Raw genomic sequence first — 17,179 nt, 5'->3', positions numbered from 1 at the left:
TCCAATGTGTCGCACCGATCCGCGTTATTTTCCAGTACGATGCCCGCGCGCTCTTGCACATCGTGCGGGCATGAGCTGACGTGGGATTTGGCAGATAAGACCGGGAGGAGGACGCCGTGAAGATGCATGTGTCGCACATGACGCTCGCTGCATGGATGCTATCGGTCTGCGCCGGCGCGCAGGCCGAGTCCGTGCTGCAAGGCAAGGATGCGTTCGGCAGTTGGCAGGCCGACAAGCCCGGTGTCGTCAGGCTGATCCGGCCCGAGGATCTGCCGAAGCCCGGCGCCTCGCCGTCGGTCGCCAATCCGACGCGCTTGACGGCAAGGTCCGGCGCGATGCCGATGGTGCCGCCGGGATTCAAGGTCGAGTTGTTGGCCGAAGGCCTGTCTGACCCGCGTGTTCTTCGTATCGCGCCGAACGGCGATATCTTTGTCGCGGAAACGCGGGCCGGGCGCATCCGCGTGCTGCGCGCGGGCGAAGGCGGCGCGAAGGTCGCAACCAACGAAGTCTATGCGACCGGACTGAGCCGACCCTTCGGCATCGCGTTCTTTCCGAGCGGTGACAATCCGCAATGGCTCTATGTCGCCAACACCGGCAGCGTCGTTCGCTTTCCTTATCGTGTCGGCGACCTCAAGGCGTCCGCCAAGGCGGAGACGGTGGTTGCGAGCCTGCCGTCTGGATCGGGCCACTCCACCCGCGACATCGTGTTCACGCCGGATGGCAGGCGCATGCTGGTCTCGGTCGGCTCGGCCGGCAATGTCGGCGACGGCATGGGCAATCCGCCCGGCGGGCTCGAGGCGTGGTCGAAGGCGCAGCCGCTCGGCGCATCCTGGGGCTATGAGGCCGAGCGCGCCGCCGTGCTTGCCTTCACGCCCGATGGCAAGGACCGCAAGCTCTACGCCACCGGCATCCGCAACTGCGTCGGCCTTGCGATCCAGCCGCAAACCGGCGTGCCCTGGTGCTCGACCAACGAGCGCGATGGCCTCGGCGATAATCTCGTGCCTGATTACGTGACCAGCGTGCAGGAAGGCGCCTTCTACGGCTGGCCGTGGTTCTATATCGGCGGCAACGAAGACCCGCGCCATGCCGGTGCGCGGCCGGACCTCAAGGACAAGGTGACGGTGCCGGACGTGCTGGTGCAGCCGCATTCCGCTTCGCTCGGCATGACGTTCTACCAGGGCACGCAGTTTCCGTCCGAGTATCAGGGCGACGCCTTCGCCGCCGAGCACGGCTCCTGGAACCGTTCGAAGCGCACCGGCTACAAGGTGATCCGCATCAGGATGAAGGACGGCAAGCCGACGGGCGAGTATGAGGATTTTGTCACGGGGTTCGTCGTGAACGACACGGAGGTGTGGGGAAGACCGGTCGGGATCGCCGTTGCCAAGGACGGCGCGTTGCTGATCTCGGAAGACGGCAGCGGCACGATATGGCGGGTGACGCATTAGACTCGCGCCGCGGTGAAGGTGCACCCTCGCCCCTTGTGGGAGAGGGTGGCTTCGCGGAACGCGAAGCCGGGTGAGGGGTCTCTATCCGCGAATGACCTGTGAGTTCGTGGATGCGACCCCTCATCCGGCGCTTCGCGCCACCTTCTCCCACAAGGGGAGAAGGAAGGGGCAGTACTTGCATCGCTATCCTCTTCTCACACTCGCCCCTCCATCCACCGGCAGCGTCACACCCGTAATGAAATTCGCTTCATCCGACGCCAGAAACAGCGCGGCATTCGCCACGTCCCATCCCGTGCCCATCTTCTTGCGCAGCGGCACCTTGCTGTCGCGTTCGGCTTCGACCTCGGCGCGGGTCTTGTGCCATTCGCGGGCGCGGGTGTCGACGGCCATCGGCGTGTTCATCAGGCCCGGCAAGATGACGTTGGCGCGGATGCCGTACTCGGCGTTCTGGTAGGCGAGCTGTTCGGTGAAGGCGATCATCGCCGATTTCGTTGCCTTGTAGGCGACGTAAGGATAGGTCGTGATCGCTGCCATCGAGGAGATGTTGATGATCGCGCCGCTCGTCTGCGCGCGCATGATCGGGATCACCTCCTTGGCGGCGAGAATGCAGCTCTTCAAATTGATGGCGACGACGCGGTCGAACGCCTCTTCGGTCAATTGAAGCAGCTCGGCGTCGCCGCCGGACAGGCTGACGCCGACATTGTTGTGCAGCACGTCGATCCGGCCCCAGCGCGCCTGCGCGTCGGCCACCATCGCCTTGATATCGGCCGAACTGGTGACGTCGGCCTTGAAGGCCGCGGCGGTGCCTTGCTTCGCGGCGATCAAGGCGACGGTTTCCTGCGCCGATTCCAGGTGATGATCGACGCAGAGCACCTTGGCGCCTTCGCGCGCGAAGGTTAGCGCGGTGGCGCGGCCATTGCCCATGCCTTCGCCGGGGCTCTGGCCGGCGCCCACGACGATCGCAATCTTGTCCTTCAAGCGCATGTCAGTTCACTCCCGAAATCGGGTACTGCTGCAGTACCTCTTTGTAAGTCGGCTCGTTGTCGATCTTCATGGTGGCGAGCACGCGCACCACGGCGCAGTAGAAGGCGATGGTCAGCACGAGGTCGACCATGTGCTCGTCGGAGAGATGCTGCTTGATCTCGGCAAAGGCGCATCCGACATCGCGAGTTCGCGTACCATCTCGCGCGCGCCTTCCGACTTCTCTATCCAGCCGACCTGGAGGATCGCAAGCTCCCGCAAGCGCGGATCGGGCTTGCTCTTGAAGCGGATGTAGCCGCCGCCGCTGACCAGAGCCACCTTGCCGGCGAGACCGGCATCGTCCTCGGGGCCCTGCATGTCGTTTCATCCCATCTATTTTCGTGCAGATTAGCAATCGCCCCGACAGGAGAGAAGGGCGTGGCTCATGCGTTCATGTCATTGACATCACATGGAATTGCATGTTGCGCCTGGCTCATTGCGCGTGGCTGGTCCTTGCGGCTCAGGAACCGTTTTCATGCGACTGCGTTTGCTGCCGGGGCGTGTTTCGCGTTAGGCTCTCCCTCGGGGCTTCCCAATCGACAGTGGCTTGCCGATGAATCTGCTCGATCCACAGGGGCCGGTCGCTGCGGCCAACAGCACCATCCTGGTCGATTCCGTCTTCATCATGCTTGCGATCGTGGTGCCGACCATCATCGCGATCCTGGCGTTTGCGTTCTGGTTTCGCGCGTCCAATCCGAAGGCGCGCTATCAGCCGGACTTCGTCTATTCCGGCCGGATCGAAATGGTGGTGTGGGCGATCCCCGCGCTCACCGTCATCCTGCTCGGCGGCGTCGCCTGGATCGGCTCGCACCAGCTCGATCCAGCGGCACCCGTGCCGGGGACCGGCAGCCCGGTCCGCATCCAGGCCGTCTCGCTCGACTGGAAATGGCTCTTCATCTATCCGGACCAGCGTATCGCCACCGTCAACACATTGACCGTGCCGACCGGCGTCGAGCTGAATTTCCAGCTGACGTCGTCGAGCGTGATGAACGTGTTCTTCATCCCGCAGCTCGGCAGCATGATCTACACCATGAACGGCATGGTGACGAAGCTGAACCTGCGCGCCGACAATGAGGGCAAGCTTCAGGGCCTGTCGGCGCATTTCTCCGGCGATGGTTTTCCCGACATGATGTTCGACGTCAACGTGGTCTCGCCGCTCGCGTTTCCGGATTGGGTGGCGACCACGGCGAAGTCCGATGCCGTTCTCAATGAGGAGAGCTACACGAAGCTGATGCAGCAGGGCATCGAGACAGGCAGGCCGACGTATCGGCTCGACGATCCCCGGCTGTTCGACCTGATTTCGACCCAGCACATTCCGCCAGGGCCCGGACCCGAGCTGATCTCCGATGCCGGCCGGCCGCACAGTGGAGGCCATGATGCTCGGTAAGCTCGATTGGTCGGCCATCCCGTTCGACCAGCCGATCCCACTGCTTGCGGGTGCTGTGGTACTGGTCGCGATCCTCGCGGTGCTGATCTGGGTCGTGGTGAAGGGGCATCTGCCTTATCTCTGGCATGAATGGATCACCAGCGTCGATCACAAGCGCATCGGCGTCATGTATATCCTGCTGGCTTCGGTGATGCTGCTGCGCGGCGGCAGCGACGCCATCATGATGCGGATCCAGCAAGCGGTCGCCTACCAGTCGCAGGGCTATCTTCCGCCGGAGCACTACAACCAGATCTTTTCGGCCCACGGCACCATCATGATCTTCTTCGTGGCGATGCCGTTCGTGATCGGGCTGATGAACCTGATCGTGCCGCTTCAGTTGGGCGTGCGCGATGTCGCTTTTCCGACGCTCAATTCGGTGGGTTTCTGGCTGGCCGCGACCGGCGCGCTGCTGGTCAATCTCTCGCTCGTGATCGGCGAGTTCGCCCGCACCGGCTGGCTCGCCTTTCCGCCGCTGTCGGAACTGTCCTACTCGCCCGGCGTCGGTGTCGACTATTACGCCTGGTCGCTCCAGATCTCGGGCGTCGGCACGCTGGTCGCCGGCATCAACCTCGTCACCACCGTGCTGAAGCTGCGCACCAGGGGCATGAACTATCTGCGCATGCCGATGTTCTGCTGGACGACACTGGCCTCAAACCTTCTGATCGTCGCGGCCTTCCCGATCCTCACCGCCACGCTCGCGATGCTCCTGCTCGACCGCTATCTCGGCTTCCACTTCTTCACCAATGAAGCCGGTGGCAATGTCATGATGTTCATGAACCTGATCTGGGCCTGGGGGCATCCGGAGGTCTACATCCTCGTGCTGCCGGCCTTCGGCATCTTCTCCGAGGTGGTCTCGACCTTCTCCGGCAAGGCGCTGTTCGGCTATCGCTCGATGGTGCTCGCGACCATGGCGATCTGCGTCATCTCCTTCATGGTCTGGCTGCACCATTTCTTCACGATGGGCGCGGGCCCCGACGTCAACGCCATCTTCGGCATCGCCAGCATGATCATCGCGATACCGACCGGGGTAAAGATCTACAACTGGCTGTTCACGATGTATGGCGGACGCATCAGATTTGAGACGCCGATGCTGTGGGCGGTCGGCTTCATGGTCACCTTCATCATCGGCGGATTGACCGGCGTGCTGGTCGCCGTGCCGCCGGCCGACTTCATGCTCCACAACAGCATGTTTCTGGTGGCGCACTTTCATAATGTCATCATCGGCGGCGTTCTGTTCGGCGCGTTCGCCGGCTTCGAATACTGGTTTCCGAAGGCGTTCGGGTTTCGCCTCGACGAGCGCTGGGGCAAGGCCGCGTTCTGGTTCACCTTCCTCGGTTTCTATGTCACCTTCGTTCCGCTCTATATCGCCGGCATGCTCGGCATGACGCGGCGCATGCAACACTATGATGTCGCGGCGTGGCGGCCCTGGATGATCGTGGCGGCGATTGGCATGGTCGTGCTGACGGTCGGCGTGATCTGCCAGGTCATGCAGATCGTGGTCAGCATCCGCAATCGCGAGGCGTTACGCGACCGCACCGGCGATCCCTGGGATGGCCGTTCGCTGGAATGGGCGACGTCGTCGCCGCCACCGGTGTTCAATTTCGCCTTCTCTCCCGATGTGCGCGGCGAGGACGCCTATTGGGACATGAAGATCCATGCCCAGCAGCAATCGCTCGAGCATGAAGGACCGGAATACCAGGACATCGAGATGCCCCGGAATTCGCCGACCGGTTTCGTCTGCGCGTTCTTCGCCACCATCATGGGCTTTGCGCTGATCTGGCACATGTGGTGGATGGTGATCCTGGGCGGCATCGGCGCGTTCGCGACCTTCGTCGTGTTCGCCTGGCGCGACCATGACGAATACGTCATTCCGGCCGAGGAGGTCGCGCGCATTGACCGCGTCAATCTCGAGGAACGGCGCAGCCTCGTCAGCATGGCAGGGGCGATCTGATGTCGATGACCGCGACCGTCGGCCGCGCCCATGCCGATCCCCATCACATCGGAATCGTCATTGAGCATCCCGGCCCCGCGTCGAAGCGCATTGTGACCGCCTACGGCTTCTGGGTCTTCCTGCTCTCCGACATCGTGATGTTCTCCTGCTTCTTCGCGGCCTATGCGGTGCTGGTCGGCCAGACTGCGGGCGGCCCGAAGGGCTCCGAGATTTTCGAACAGCGAAATGTTGCGATCGAGACGGTCTGCCTGCTGCTGTCGAGCTTCACCTGCGGCATGGCAAGCATCGCGGCCGATGTGCGCAACCGGTTCTGGTTCTACTTTGGCATGGCCGTGACCTGCGTGCTGGGGCTCGTGTTCCTCGCCATGGAGTTTCGCGAGTTCGCCGATCTGGTCTCCCGCGGCTATGGTCCGTCGCGTAGCGCGTTCCTGACAGCGTTCTTCTCGCTGGTCGGATGTCACGGCCTGCACGTCTCGGCCGGCGTGCTCTGGCTCCTGACCATGATGGCGCAGGTGTTCGCAAAAGGCTTTCGCGCCGACATCCTGCGCCGCATGATGTGCTTTGCGCTGTTCTGGCACGCGCTCGACATCATTTGGGTCGCAGTGTTTTCCGTCGTTTACCTGCTTGGGAGTGGCGTATGAGCGATCAGATCCACGCGCGGACCGAACACGACCTCGCACCAGGCGAGGAAGAGGAACACAGTGTCGGTGCGCGGATCCTCGGCTACACGGTCGGCCTCGGTCTCGCGCTGCTGCTTACGGCAACGTCGTTCTTCATCGCCGGCACCAATCTGGTCTGGCAGCCCTCCATCCCGGTCGCGCTGATCGTGCTCGCGATCGCGCAGATGGGCGTGCATCTGGTGTTCTTCCTGCACATCACGACGGGACCTGACAACACCAACAACGTGCTGGCGCTCGCCTTCGGGTTGCTGGTCGTCTTCCTGGTGGTCGGTGGAACCGTCTGGATCATGGCGCATCTCAATCAGAACATGCCGCCGATGGACCAGATCATGCAGATGCGCAGATAGAGTGGGCGCTTGGTCCGTTGAAGCTTCCACGTCGTCATGGCCGGGCTTGTCCCGGCCATCCACGCCTTACCCACGGCGCGAAGAACGTGGATGCCCGGGACAAGCCCACGGCTGTCCGGTTCAGGCAAAACGGTTGCAACGAGACGCACCGACTCGTAATGAGCGCAAAATTCATTGATATGACTCACGATTTTTGCGCTCTCGTTTTAGCCGAGCGACCCGCAGCGGAGTATGCTGAGGTCCGCAATGAAGAAAATTTGCGGTGTTCTCGCGAACAACAAGTATTCGCAGCTATGCCCCGACGCCATTAATTGACTCTAGCGACTCGCTTTTTGACGCCGAAGCCTGAACCGGACAGCCGTGGGACAAGCCCGGGCATGACGACCTTCCGTAGATGATGCTCCAGGAGGGCGCACAAAAAGAAGAGCCGCTTGTTGTGACAAGCGGCCCAAGTCTAGGGAGGAAACGCCCGAGCAAGGACAATCGGGCCGAAGCCGGATTGCTGCCAAGGAGGCGCTAGCCCAAGGCGCTAACGCACGTTCTCAAAATGCAGCAACTGCGGATAGAGTTCAATTCCGGATCAATACTGTCTCGAATTGGCGCAGCTGAGCGCTTGGCGCGCCTTCCTCATTTCGGCCGGCGGCAATTATAGGCCTTGCGGAAGCCGGCGGCCTGTGCGTCGTCCTCCGAGCAGAACCAGCGGTCCGGCTTCGTGGTTGCGGGGTAGCTCGGGCAGCCCCGCAAATGATAGATGCCGATATTGCCGGTGACCCGCGCCCGCACCGCGAGCTTGCCCTTGATGCTGCAACTCGGCGGCATCGTCAGCTCTTCCGGAAATAGCGCCGCACGAATCTCCTTGTCGCGGTCGGCGCGGCAGGCGGCGCCCAGGAGCGCACCGTCCTTCTTGCCGGTGCGGAATTCTTGCGGTGCAACAAAGCAGCCCTTCCAGATGCCGGCTGACGCGGTCTTGGCTTCGCCCGCGGCCGGCTTGACGTTCGCTTTGACTGGCTCGCGCGCGATGGCAAAGCCGAGTTTGACCAGTTGCTCGTTCAACGAGACCTTGTCGCCCTCGGCTGTGCAGATCGCCCGGTGTCGCTTGCCAAAGCTCTTCTCCGGCCCGACATCGTCGCAGCGCACCGGGCGTCCGCCGATCAGCTTCGTCAGCCGATCGCGCGCGTCCAGGCCGCAGGTCCAGGGATCGGCGTGATCGTCGATGCAGACCTGGTCGAGCTCCGGCGCATCCACCCCGTCGAGCCGGTAGGTGACGTCCCCAAGCTGGATGGAATTGGCGTCCCGGACGGTCGCTGTCGCGGTCAGTGCGAAGCCGGGCCCTGAGGAGGCCAGGAATCCGGGCAGAGCGAGAAAGAAAACAAGCGCGAAAGCGCGGGCAGCGGCAAAGGAATTTGTGAAGGACATACGGTCTCGCTATCGATTGCTCTTTCCACTCGTTCCTAGCATCCGGATGTGGCGATACCAATGGTCTGCGCTCTGTGAAGTGCGACATTCCAGGGCCGCGGCTTTACTCGCCGGTCGCTCTGATCCTATCGTCTGCGTCAGCCTGCGCGCCGTGATGGCCGAATCGCCCAGGAAGCGGCGAGGGCGGGAGGAAAATGTCGCGATGAACGATCCTGTGGACGTCCTGATCATCGGCGCCGGCGCTTCGGGCGCCGCGGTCGCGTGGTCGCTGGCCGAGACCAAGATGCACATTCTCTGCCTGGAGCAGGGCGGCTGGATGAATCCGGCGGAATACCCGAGCACGGGCCGGGACTGGGAAGCCAAGTTTTACGGCGAGTGGTCGTCGAGCCCGAACATCCGCGGCCGCCCAGAGGACTACCCGATCAACGACGACAATTCGCCGATCAAGGTCGTCAATTACAATGCGGTCGGCGGCTCGACGGTGATGTACACCGCGCACTGGCCCCGGCTGCATCCCTCCGATTTCAAGGTCAAGACGCTCGACGGCGTCGCCGACGATTGGCCGATCGACTACGACGCGCTGACCCCGTTCTTCGAAGAGAACGACCGCATGATGGGCACCTCCGGCCTGTCGGGCGATCCGCTGTCGCCGCTGACGCATCCACCGATGCCGCCGCAGCCGCTCGGATTATCCGGGCCGCTGATCGGCAAGGCCATGAACAAGCTCGGCTGGCACTGGTGGCCGTCGGACACGACGGTCGCGACGATGGACTATGAGGGCCGGGCGCGCTGCATCAATCTCGGTCATTGCACGCCGGCTTGCGCGCAAGGTGCAAAATCCTCGACCGACATCACCTATTGGCCGCATGCGATCCGTGCCGGCGTCGAGCTGCGTACCCATTGCCGGGTGCGCGAGATCACGACCGACGAGAACGGCATGGCCTCGGGCGTGGTCTATTACGACAAGGACGGCGTCGAGCAGTTTCAGCCCGCGCATGTCGTCATCATCGCCTGCAACGGCGTCGGCACGCCGCGCCTGCTGCTGAACTCCGCGTCCGGCCGCTTTCAGAACGGCCTTGCCAATTCGTCGGGTCTCGTCGGCAAGAACCTGATGTTTCATCCCTACGCGCAGATCTACGGCTACGTGAAGGAGCCGACTGATTCCAACCGCGCGCCGCCGACCTGCCTGTGGAGCAAGGAGTTCTACGACACCGACCTGTCGCGCGGCTTCGTGCGGGGCTACGGCGTTCAGTTCGTGCGCGGCGCCGGGCCGGTGTTCGAAGCCATCGTCAGCGAGCAGAGGGGGATTCTGCCGTGGGGTGCGGATCATCACCGCGTGTTCCGCAAGCTCAACGGCCACCGGCTCGGATTTTCCGCGATCTGCGAGGACCTTCCCGAGCAGCACAATTGCGTCACGCTCGATCCGGTCCTGAAGGACAGCCACGGCATTCCGGCGCCGAGGATCGACTACACCATCAGCGAGAACAGCCGGAAGATGATGGAGCATGCGCTGGCGCGCGGCCGGGAGGTTCTCGAAACTGCGGGTGCGACCGACATCTGCATCAATTCGCCAATCCCGTGGGGCGGCTGGCATCTGCTCGGCACTGCGCGGATGGGCACCGACCCTGAAAGCTCCGTGGTCAACGAATGGGGCCGCTCGCACGACGTGAAGAATCTCTTCATCGTCGACGGCAGCGTCTTCGTCACCTCGGGCGGGGTCAACCCGACCTCGACCATCCAGGCCATCGCGCTCTACGTCGCCGACCAGATGAAGCAGCGCCTCGCCAATTTGTTCGATTGAGGCAGCCATGTCCGCAGACAATCAACTGACACGCAACCAGCGCGACGATCTCCGCACCATCGCTGCGATGATCGTTCCCGCCAGCGACGAGTACAAGGTGCCCGGCGCCGACGACCCGGCAATCCAGGCCGACATCCTCGCGACGCTCGGCCGCGACACCAAGCCGGTGACGGCGGCGCTGGATCACTTGGCGCGGCTTGCCGGACAGCCGCTTGGCGAACTCGATACCGCCAAGCGCGATGCGGTGGCGCAGGAGTTTCGCACCTCCGGCGGGGCGCCCGCCGTAACGCTCGTTCGCGTCGTGCTGCAATGCTACTACCGCGACGACCGTGTGCTGCGCTCCCTCGGGCTCGAGCTTCGCGCCCCGTTCCCCAAGGGCTATGTGCTCGAAGACGGCGATTGGTCCCTGCTCGATCCCGTCAGGGCAAGGCCTACGAGCCTGAGAAAGGCGCCCTAGCACCCCAGCCTTAGCAGCCCAGCTTTGCATCCCAAGCGGGCTACTTGCGCGAGAGGGAACAGGTCACCATCTGTGTGAGCCTCAAGGACTCCTGCCATGTTGGATTTTACCTCAGAAATCGCCGATGACGGATCGTCATCGCGAGCGACAGCGGCTGTCCCGGACAACGACCGGGCTTTGCTGGACGCTTATTCCAATGCCGTAATCGACGTGACCGACCGCGTCGGCGCTGCCGTCGTGCGCGTCGAGACCGGGCCGAAGGTGCCGAACGGCCGCGAGCGCGGTGGGCTCGGCTCGGGCATCGTGATCTCGCCGGACGGCCTCGTTCTCACCAACAGCCATGTGGTCGGCTCCTCCAAGGAGATCCGGCTGCGCGACGTCGAGGGCCATGTCGGCGACGCCCGGGTGCTCGGCGTCGACCCGGATACGGACCTGGCGCTGCTGCGCGCCAATGGCGTCCGCGACTTGCCCTATGCCGCGCTAGGCAATTCCAAGAACCTGCGGCGCGGCCAGCTCGTGATCGCGATCGGCAATCCGCTCGGCTTTGAATCGACCGTGACGGCCGGCGTGGTCTCGGCGCTCGGGCGCTCGATCCGCTCGGTCAGCGGACGCACGATCGAGGACGTCATCCAGACCGATGCCGCGCTCAATCCCGGCAATTCCGGCGGGCCGCTGGTGTCGTCGAATGCCGAGGTGATCGGCATCAACACCGCCATCATCAGCGGCGCGCAAGGCATCTGTTTTGCGGTCGCCAGCAACACCGCGCAATTCGTGCTGTCGGAGATCATCCGCCACGGCTATGTCCGCCGCGCCTATATCGGCGTCGCCGGGCAGACCGCGCCGATCCCGCGGCGGCACGCGGTGCTGGCCGGCGTCGAGAACAAGATGGGCGCGCTGCTCGCCCAGATCGAGCCGGACGGGCCGGCGGCGAAGGCGGGGCTGCTGCCGGGCGACGTGGTCATCAAGCTCGATGGCGTCGAGATCAACGGCGTCGACGATCTGATCCGCGTGCTCGACCGCGACCGGATCGGCCGGCGGCTGGGCATGGACGTGCTGCGGCTCGGCCGCCTGCGGGCGATCGACATCGACCCGATCGAGCGCAAGCCGGCGCGCTAGCGCACCGGCGGCGGGGCGGGGTATGACGGGTCATGCTTCGTCCCGGGAATCCTGCCGCATGATGCCGGCGCATGAGACTTACGACGTCATCGTCATCGGCGCCGGTGCCGGCGGCATGACGGCGGCGGCCGTCGCCGCCGCCGAAGGCCTGCGCGTGCTGGTGATCGAGAAGACCGCCTTCGTCGGCGGCACTACCGCGTGGTCGGACGGCATGATCTGGATCCCCGCCAATCCGAAGATGAGGGAGGCGGGGCTTTCGGATAGCGTCGCCGATGCCGTCCAGTATCTGTTGAGCACGGTGCCCGAGGCCGCCAATGCCGGCTTGCGCGCGGCCTTCCTGGCGCGCGGCCCGGAGGCGATCGCCTATCTCGAAGCCAACACCGAGGTTCGCCTTCAGGCCGTGAAGGCCTATCCGGACTACTATCCGGAACGATTGGGCGCAACCTCCGGCGGGCGCGTGCTCGAGCCCGTCGCTTTCGACGGCACGCGGCTGGGTAAAAGTTTTGCCCGGCTGCGGCCGCCGCTGCCGGAGTTCACGCTATTCGGCGGGATGATGGTCAACCGTCTCGACATCCCGCATCTGCGCCGGGTCGGAAAATCGCTGCGCTCGACCATGCGCGCGGCACGGCTCGTCTCTGAATATGCGTGGCAACGGCTTCGCAGCCCGCGCGGCACGACGCTGCATCTCGGCAACGCGCTCGCCGCACGGCTTTACGCCTCGCTGCTGGCGCGGCAGGTCGACATCCTCTTCAGCGCCGACGTCGAGGACTTGTCGATGCAGGGGGATCGCGTCGGTGGCGTGGTGATCCGCCACGGCTCCCGCGATCGCCTGGTCGCGGCGCGCCGCGGTGTAGTGCTGGCAACCGGCGGCTTTTCGCACGATGCAAGCTTGCGCAAGCGCTTCTTCCCGGCTGCGGCCGGGTTTGTCTCGGCGACCAGCACGTCCGGCACAGGCGACGGGCTTCGCCTCGCGACCGCGACCGGCGCCGCGCTGGATACGGAGGCCACCAGCCCGGCCTACTGGGGGCCGGCCTCGCTGTTCCGCCGGAGCGACGGCAGCCGTGGCGTCTTCCCGCACACAGTGACGGATCGCGCCAAGCCGGGCGTGATCGCCGTCAATGCCGCCGGCCGGCGCTTCGTCAACGAGGCGCTGTCCCACCATGAATTCGTGCTCGCCATGCTGCGCGACGGCAATGGCGAGCCGGATCGTCCCTTCTATCTGATCTGCGACCGGCAATTCCTCTGGAGCTACGGCCTCGGCCGCATCAAGCCGTTGACGCGCAACGTCCGGCGCTATGTGGCGAGCGGAGAGCTGATCGAGGCTCCGGACATCGAGCAGCTTGCCGCGAGGATCGGCCTCAAGCCGTCCGCGCTCGCCGCGACGGTTGCGAACTACAACGGCGACGCAAGGGACGGCCGCGATCCGGAATTCGGCCGCGGCAGCACCATCTACCAGCGCCATCTTGGCGATGCCACTCACAAACCAAATCCTTGCGTCGCGCCGATTGTCCGCGCGCCATTCTTCGCGATGCGCATCCATCCGGCCGATCTCGGCACGGCGATCGGCATGAAGGTCGACGCACAGGCGCGCGTGCTGCGCGAGGACGGCACGCCGATCGCGGGCCTCTATGCCTGCGGCAACGACATGGCCTCGATCATGAACGGCAATTGTCCGGCCCCCGGCATCACGCTCGGGCCGGCGCTGATGTTCGGGTACATCGCAGGGCGGCATCTGGCGGAGGGGGCGGCTGTCGAGCGGGTTGCTGCGACAGCTTCAGTCTAGCGATCCCTCCGCTGTCATGCTCCGCGAAAGCGGGGCATCCAGTATTCCAGAGGCCGCGCGATTTATAACAATCGCTGCGGCGTACTGGCTCGCCCGGTCAAGCCGGGCGATGACAGTGAGAGTGTGGCGGGCTCGTCCCACAATCTCGTCATTGCGAGCGCAGCGAAGCAATCTAGAATCTTTCCGCGGTGACAGTCTGGATTGCTTCGTCGCAAGGGCTCCTCGCAATGACGGGCGGAGGGAGTTCGCTCTCCTAACCGCTACTCCGCGGCAGCCGCAAAGCGGCTGTTTTCCAGCTCCGCCTCGAGCCGCGCCTTCTCGGCGGCTGCCTGCTTGATGTTAGTTTCCTTGACGTGCCCGAAGCCGCGGATCGTCTCGGGCACGCGCGCGAGCCTCACCAGCAGGGGAATCTGCGCTGCCTTCAGCCCGGCGATCCGCAGATCCATTGTCGCAAGATAATCCTCGACCAGCCTCCGCTCGGTCCTGCGCTCCTCGGTGCGGCCGAACAGGTCAAGCGCAGTGCCGCGCAAGAATTTCAGCTTCGCCAGCATGCGGAAGGCATGGATCATCCAGCCGCCGAATTCCTTCTTCTGAAGATGGCCCGTCACCTTGTCACGTTGCGCGAAGATCGGCGGTGCCAGGTATAACTTCAGTGAAAAATCGCCGTCGAACTTTTCCGATACCTTCTTGGCGAAGCTGCCGTCAGTGTAGAGCCGCGCGACCTCGTACTCGTCCTTGTAGGACATCAGCTTGAACAGGTTCTTTGCCACCGCTTCCGTGAGTTCCGTCGAGGTAGGCGAGGCCGCGTTCTCCGCCTTCCGCACCTTGGCAACGGCCGCGAGGTAGCGGTCCGCATAGGCCTTGTCCTGATAGCCGGTCAAAAACTCCGCGCGGATCGCGATGATGTCGTCGAGCGACTTGGTCGGTGCGGAAGCCCGGCTCTTGAACTGGAGCACGCTGCGCACCCGCGACATGTCGTGGGCGGCGACGCGCCCCCAGGTGAAGGCGAGCTTGTTCATCTCGATCGCGGCACCGTTGATCTCGATGGCGCGCAGGAGTGCTTCCAGCGACAGCGGGATCGCGCCCTTCTGGAAGGCAAAGCCGAGCATGAAGGGATTGGTCGCGATCGAGTCGCCCATCAGCGCCGCGGCCATGCCGGTGGCGTCAATGATGTCGAGATTGTTGTCGCCGATCGCGTCGCGCAACACCGTCTGCATCGTGCCCATCTCGAAATCGAGGTCAGGGTTTTGTACGAAGCTCGCGGTCGGCTGCAGGTCGGCGTTGATGTAGGCTTTCGTCACGCCGCGCTCGGCGCGGCTGAGCGCGGAGGGACCTGCCGAGACGATCATGTCGCAGCCGAGGATGACGTCAGCGCCGCCCGTGGTGATGCGGACCGCGGAAATATCCTCCGGCTTGGGCGCGATACGCACGTGGCTCATCACCGCGCCGTTTTTCTGCGACAGGCCGGTGAAATCCAGCGCCGAGCAGCCGCGGCCGTCGACATGGGCGGCCATGCCGAGCAGTGCGCCGATGGTGATGACGCCGGTGCCGCCGATGCCGGTGACGAGAATGTTGTAGGGGGCTTCCAGCTCGCGTGCAGGCGGCAGCGGCAGGTCGGCGAACAATTGTCCGGAATCGACCGCCGAGGTCTTGATCCGCTTCAGCGTGCCGCCATGCACCGTGACAAAGCTCGGGCAAAAGCCCTCGACGCAGGAAAAGTCCTTGTTGCAGTTCGACTGGTCGATCTGGCGCTTGCGCCCGAACTCGGTTTCCAGCGGTTGTACCGAAACGCAATTCGAGGCCTGCGAGCAGTCGCCGCAGCCTTCGCAGACGAGCTCGTTGATGAAGGCGCGCTTGGCTGGATCGGGATAGAGCCTGCGTTTGCGGCGGCGCCGTTTCTCGGCCGCGCAGGTCTGGTCGTAGATGATGACCGTGAGGCCGTTGATGTCGCGCAGCTCGCGCTGCACGGCATCGAGCTCGCGGCGGTGATGGATGGTCGCGCCCTGCGGGAAGTAGTTGCCGTCAGGATATTTGCCCGGATCATCCGAGACGATCGCCAGCCGCTTGACGCCTTCCGCCCAGACCTGGTGCGCGATCTGCGCGACATTGAAGCCGCCCTCGGCCGGCTGGCCGCCGGTCATGGCGACGGCATCGTTGTAGAGGATCTTGTAGGTGATGTTGATGCCGGCCGCGGAAGCAGCGCGGAGCGCGAGCAGGCCGGAATGCGTATAGGTGCCGTCGCCGAGGTTCTGGAAAATGTGCTGCTCGGTGGTGAACGGCGATTGCCCGATCCAGTTCACGCCCTCGGCGCCCATGTGCGACAGCAAATCGGTACGACGCGTCGGCATGCTCAACGCCATGCCATGGCAGCCGATGCCAGCCATGGCGCGGCTCCCGTCCGGCACCTTCGTCGAACTGTTATGCGGACAGCCCGAGCAGAAGAACGGCGTGCGCGCGAGCTTGATCGGCGTGCTGGTGGTGACGGGGTTGTCGAACGCTTCGAGCCGTGCGAGGCGCTGCTCCAGCACCGGGCTGTGATGGCCGAGCTTGCGCAGCCGTGCCACCAGCGCGGCCGCAACGATCGTCGGGGTCAACTCGCCCTCGCTCGGCAGCAGCGGTGCGCCGCGCTCGTCACGCTTGCCGGTGACCGTCGGGCGCCTTGAGGCATCGATATTGTAGAGGATGCGCATGAGCTGGTCTTCGATGAAGCCGCGCTTCTCCTCGACCACCAGCACGTCCTGAAGGCCCTCGGCGAAGCGGCGTGCGCCGCTCTCTTCCAGCGGCCAGGTCAGCGCGACCTTGTAAATGCGAAGGCCGAGATCCTGCGCGTCCTTGTCGCTGATGCCGAGATCGGCAAGCGCCTGGCGCAAATCGAGATAGGCCTTGCCGGTCGCGACAATGCCCAGCCGCGCGGGTTTTGAATCGAGCACGATGCGGTCGAGCTGGTTGGCGCGGGCAAAGGCCTGCACCGCAGCCATCTTCGGGCCGAACAGGCGCCTCTCCGCCTCCAGCGGCGGATCGGGCCAGCGGATGTTGAGGCCGCCGGGCGGCATCTCGAAATCATCGGGCAGCTTGATCTGGATGCGCTCGGGATCGCTGTAGATCGAGGCCGAGCTTTCCACGGTCTCGCTGATCGCCTTGAAGCCGACCCAGCAGCCGGAGAAGCGCGACAGGGCGAAGCCATAGAGACCGAGGTCGAGATAGTCCTGGAGCGTCGCTGGATTGATCACCGGGATCAGTGCTGCCGCGAACACCTGCTCGCTCTGATGCGCCAGCGTCGAGGACTGACAGCCGTGGTCGTCGCCGGCAAGCGCGAGCACACCGCCGTTCAGCGAGGTGCCGGCAGCGTTGGCGTGCTTCAGCGCATCGACCGAGCGGTCGACGCCGGGGCCCTTGCCGTACCAGATGCCGAACACGCCATCGACCTTGGCGCCGGGAAACAGGCCGACCTGCTGGCTGCCCCAGACGGCGGTCGCCGCCAAATCCTCGTTCAGGCCGGGCACGAAGGCGATGTCGTGCTGCGCGAGGTGCGACTTCGCGCGCCACAGCGCGTGGTCGTACATGCCGAGCGGGGAACCGCGATAGCCCGAGATGAAGCCGCCAGTATTAAGCCTCTGAAGCCGGTCCCGTTCGCGCTGCAACATGGGCAATCGAACCAGGGCCTGCGTGCCGGACAGGAAGATCCGCTTCGATTCGAGCCGGTATTTATCCTCCAGCTCGACCTGCATCAGCGTCAT

Annotated in this window: 14 protein-coding genes; 9 read left to right on the top strand and 5 right to left on the bottom strand. The window is 64.3% G+C overall.

Going from position 1 to position 17,179, the window contains the following annotated elements; translation table 11 throughout:
- Positions 1–122 precede the first annotated feature (122 nt).
- Positions 123–1,445 carry a sorbosone dehydrogenase family protein gene (locus tag IVB18_RS36255; RefSeq protein ID WP_247991811.1) on the top strand — a complete coding sequence of 441 codons (1,323 nt, stop codon included), beginning with the start codon at positions 123–125 and terminating at the stop codon, positions 1,443–1,445.
- Between the two features lie 183 nt (positions 1,446–1,628).
- Here the strand turns inward: IVB18_RS36255 and IVB18_RS36250 are convergent, their stop codons facing one another.
- The 3 genes from IVB18_RS36250 to IVB18_RS36245 are packed head-to-tail and all read right to left on the bottom strand — an operon-like array spanning position 1,629 to position 2,783.
- Complete coding sequence (locus IVB18_RS36250; protein ID WP_247985074.1) at positions 1,629–2,429, bottom strand: SDR family NAD(P)-dependent oxidoreductase; 801 nt, start codon at positions 2,427–2,429, stop codon at positions 1,629–1,631.
- Between the two features lies 1 nt (position 2,430).
- Positions 2,431–2,559, bottom strand: a complete 129-nt coding sequence (locus tag IVB18_RS51725; RefSeq protein WP_256476526.1) for a hypothetical protein — start codon at positions 2,557–2,559, stop codon at positions 2,431–2,433.
- On the bottom strand, positions 2,541–2,783 hold the full coding sequence (locus tag IVB18_RS36245) for a hypothetical protein (protein ID WP_247985073.1): 243 nt from the start codon (positions 2,781–2,783) through the stop codon (positions 2,541–2,543). Before IVB18_RS36245 ends, IVB18_RS51725 begins: the two co-directional genes overlap by 19 nt.
- A gap of 235 nt (positions 2,784–3,018) precedes the next feature.
- On the opposite strand from IVB18_RS36245, the gene IVB18_RS36240 reads away from it, so the two are divergent.
- From IVB18_RS36240 to cyoD, 4 genes are read left to right on the top strand one after another with little or no spacing between them, the layout of a single operon-like run.
- Positions 3,019–3,852: a cytochrome ubiquinol oxidase subunit II gene (locus tag IVB18_RS36240; protein ID WP_247991810.1), complete on the top strand. Its 834-nt coding sequence runs from the start codon at positions 3,019–3,021 to the stop codon at positions 3,850–3,852.
- On the top strand, positions 3,842–5,842 hold the full coding sequence (cyoB, locus tag IVB18_RS36235; protein WP_247985072.1) for a cytochrome o ubiquinol oxidase subunit I: 2,001 nt from the start codon (positions 3,842–3,844) through the stop codon (positions 5,840–5,842). The genes IVB18_RS36240 and cyoB overlap by 11 nt, the downstream gene beginning before the upstream one ends.
- Positions 5,842–6,483 (top strand): cytochrome (ubi)quinol oxidase subunit III, encoded by a 642-nt coding sequence (locus IVB18_RS36230; RefSeq protein WP_247985071.1) that lies wholly within the window; start codon positions 5,842–5,844, stop codon positions 6,481–6,483. Before cyoB ends, IVB18_RS36230 begins: the two co-directional genes overlap by 1 nt.
- Entirely contained in the window at positions 6,480–6,869 is a 390-nt protein-coding gene (cyoD, locus tag IVB18_RS36225; protein ID WP_247985070.1) for a cytochrome o ubiquinol oxidase subunit IV, read from the top strand. The genes IVB18_RS36230 and cyoD overlap by 4 nt, the downstream gene beginning before the upstream one ends.
- A 627-nt stretch (positions 6,870–7,496) precedes the next feature.
- Here cyoD and IVB18_RS36220 read toward each other — a convergent pair.
- Positions 7,497–8,285, bottom strand: a complete 789-nt coding sequence (locus IVB18_RS36220) for a thermonuclease family protein (RefSeq protein ID WP_247985069.1) — start codon at positions 8,283–8,285, stop codon at positions 7,497–7,499.
- Positions 8,286–8,487: 202 nt separating this feature from the next.
- Here IVB18_RS36220 and IVB18_RS36215 point away from each other — a divergent pair, with 202 nt between their 5' ends.
- From IVB18_RS36215 to IVB18_RS36200, 4 genes are all read left to right on the top strand, one after another.
- A complete protein-coding gene (locus IVB18_RS36215) occupies positions 8,488–10,086 on the top strand; it encodes a GMC family oxidoreductase (RefSeq protein ID WP_247985068.1) in 1,599 nt (532 codons plus the stop codon).
- 7 nt (positions 10,087–10,093) lie between these two features.
- Entirely contained in the window at positions 10,094–10,543 is a 450-nt protein-coding gene (locus IVB18_RS36210; RefSeq protein ID WP_247985067.1) for a hypothetical protein, read from the top strand.
- 96 nt (positions 10,544–10,639) lie between these two features.
- The gene (locus IVB18_RS36205; protein WP_247985066.1) at positions 10,640–11,659 is read left to right on the top strand and encodes a trypsin-like peptidase domain-containing protein; all 1,020 of its coding nucleotides are present in this window, start codon (positions 10,640–10,642) and stop codon (positions 11,657–11,659) included.
- A gap of 58 nt (positions 11,660–11,717) precedes the next feature.
- Complete coding sequence (locus IVB18_RS36200) at positions 11,718–13,442, top strand: FAD-dependent oxidoreductase (RefSeq protein WP_247985065.1); 1,725 nt, start codon at positions 11,718–11,720, stop codon at positions 13,440–13,442.
- Positions 13,443–13,702: 260 nt separating this feature from the next.
- Here IVB18_RS36200 and IVB18_RS36195 read toward each other — a convergent pair whose 3' ends face one another.
- Positions 13,703–17,179: an indolepyruvate ferredoxin oxidoreductase family protein gene (locus IVB18_RS36195; protein ID WP_247985064.1), complete on the bottom strand. Its 3,477-nt coding sequence runs from the start codon at positions 17,177–17,179 to the stop codon at positions 13,703–13,705.

The sequence above is a fragment of the Bradyrhizobium sp. 186 genome (assembly GCF_023101685.1).
In the GTDB taxonomy this organism is placed as follows: domain Bacteria; phylum Pseudomonadota; class Alphaproteobacteria; order Rhizobiales; family Xanthobacteraceae; genus Bradyrhizobium.
The sequence above is the reverse complement of the archived record's forward strand: the minus strand, read 5'-3'. Positions and strand labels throughout refer to the sequence as shown.